At 73.2% G+C, this 2,462-nt stretch carries 1 protein-coding gene; it reads left to right on the top strand.

What is annotated here, in order from left to right; genetic code table 11:
• Window positions 1-23 precede the first annotated feature (23 nt).
• On the top strand, window positions 24-2,462 hold a 2,439-nt coding region (locus EHS43_RS42495; RefSeq protein WP_260470971.1), incomplete at its 3' end, for an amino acid adenylation domain-containing protein.

Raw genomic sequence — 2,462 nt, 5'->3', positions numbered from 1 at the left:
GGGGTGCGGAGGTGCCCCTCCGGTTGCCCGCTCAGCTCCACGCGGACCTCGTCGTTCTCGCCCAGGGACACGGCGCCACCCTCTTCATGGTGCTGCACGCCGCCCTGGCGGCACTGCTCACTCGACTCGGAGCGGGTACGGACATCACGCTGGGCACGCCGGTGGCCGGACGCGTCGACGCACAGCTCGACGACGTCGTCGGATTCTTCGTCAACACGCTGGTCCTGCGCACCCGCACCGAAGGCGACCCGGCCTTCGGCGATCTGCTGCGCCGGGTGGCCGAGCAGGATCTGGAGGCGTACTCCCATCAGGACGTGCCGTTCGAGCGGCTCGTGGAGGTGCTGGCGCCGCCCCGGTCGCTGGCCCGGCACCCGCTGTTCCAGGTGATGCTCGCCCTGCAGCCGGCCGGCGGCGTCGCGGCCGAGCTGCCCGGACTGCGCACCGCCCCGCAGCGGATCCCACAGCGCACGGTCAAGTTCGACCTCGATCTCCAGCTGCGTGAGGTCCGCTCACCGGACGGGGCGCCCTGCGGTGTCGAGGGCGCCATCATCTACAGCACGGACCTGTTCGACGAGGCCACCGTCGCAGCCCTCGGCGACCGGCTGATCCGGTTCCTGCGGGCGGTCGCCGACGATCCCGGCCTGGCCATCGGCGACGTCGACATCCTGACCGAGGACGAACGGCCGGACCGGGCCGGGGAACCGGACGAGGAGCGCGCCGAACCGGTGATCCGCCGGTTCGAGGCCCAGGCCCGGCGGACACCGGACCGCCCCGCGGTGAGCGGCGCGGACACGACCCTGTCGTACGCGGAACTCGACGCCGAGGCCAACCGGCTGGCCCGCTGTCTGGCGTCCCGGGGAGCGGGCCCGGAACGGATCGTCGCGGTGGCGGTGCCGCGTTCGGTGCGGATGCTGGTCGCGGTCCTCGCGATCCTGAAGTGCGGTGCGGCCTATCTGCCGGTCGACTCCGGCCAACCGGCCGACCGCGTCGCGTTCACCTTCGGTGACGCGAGTCCCGCCCTGGTGATCACCGAGGGGGACGCCTCGGCGGGGCTGCCCGATCCGTCCGTGGTGCCCCGGGTCGCGCTGGACGATCCCCAGGTCGTGACCGAACTCGCCGGCACCGGCACCGGCCCCCTCGGCGTCACGGTCGACGAACGCTTCCCCGCGTACGTCATCTACACCTCGGGCTCCACGGGCACGCCCAAGGGAGTGGTGGTGTCCCGGCGCAGCATGGCCTGCCTGCTGGGCTGGGCGGTGGAGCGGTTCGGCGCAGAGGAGCTGGAACGGGTCCTGGCGGCCACGTCGCTCTCCTTCGACGTCTCGGTCTTCGAGCTGTTCGCGCCACTGCTGACCGGTGGTCATGTGGAGATCGTGCGCGACCTGCTGGAGCTGGCCGAGCGACCGTGGTCGGGCACGCTGGCGGGCGGTGTGCCGTCGGTGTTCTCGGCCCTGCTGGCCGACGGGCGGGCCCCGTTCGAGGCGCGGACGCTGGCGCTGGCCGGGGAGTCGCTGCCCGAGCACGTGGTCCGGCAGGTGCGCAAGCTGCGGCCGGGCGTGCGGATCGCCAACATCTACGGTCCGACGGAGGCGACCGTCTACGCGACGGCCTGGTTCTCCGAGGGCGAGGAAGTGCTGGCCCCACCCATCGGCAGGCCGCTCCCCCACGTTCGTGCCCACGTGCTGGACGAGCGGCTGCGGCCGGTGCCCGACGGAGTGGCCGGGGAGCTGTATCTCGCGGGCGCGGGCCTGGCGCGCGGCTATCTCCACCGGCCCGCGCTGACCGCCGGGCGGTTCGTCGCCGACCCCTGGGGGCCGCCCGGGGGCCGCATGTACCGCACCGGTGACCTGGTACGGCGTCGCGCGGACGGCTGTCTGGACTACCTGGGGCGTACCGATGACCAGGTCAAGGTGCGGGGATTCCGCATCGAGCCGGGGGAGATCGAGAACGTCCTGACCCGTCATCCGGAGGTCGTCAACGCGGCGGTCTCCGCCGTGCCCGACCAGGTCGGGCTACGGCGACTGGTGGCCCACGTGGCGGTGCGTGCGGGAGCTTCGGCCACCGCCGCGCAGCTCGCGGCACACGTCGGCGCGGCCCTGCCGGAGTACATGGTGCCGACCGCGTTCGTGCTGCTGGACGAGCTTCCCGTCAACGCCAACGGCAAGCTCGACCGTGCGGCGCTCCCGGCCCCGGAGCCGGGCAGCCGTCCGGCCGGGGAGCGGGCTCGCGATCCGCGCGAGGAGTTGATGGGCAAGCTGTTCGCGCAGGTCCTCGCAGTGCCCTCGGCCGGTCCCGACGACAACTTCTTCGAGCTGGGCGGGCACAGTCTGATGGCTACCCGGCTGGCCAACGCCATCCGCACCGCGTTCGGGTCCGAACTGCCGCTGCGCACGCTCTTCGAGGCACCGACACCGCGCGGCCTGACGGCTCGGCTCGAGACGGCGGACAGCGCCCGCCCCGCC

The organism is Streptomyces sp. RP5T, from assembly GCF_003933965.1.
Lineage (GTDB): Bacteria > Actinomycetota > Actinomycetes > Streptomycetales > Streptomycetaceae > Streptomyces.
The sequence above is the reverse complement of the archived record's forward strand: the minus strand, read 5'-3'. Positions and strand labels throughout refer to the sequence as shown.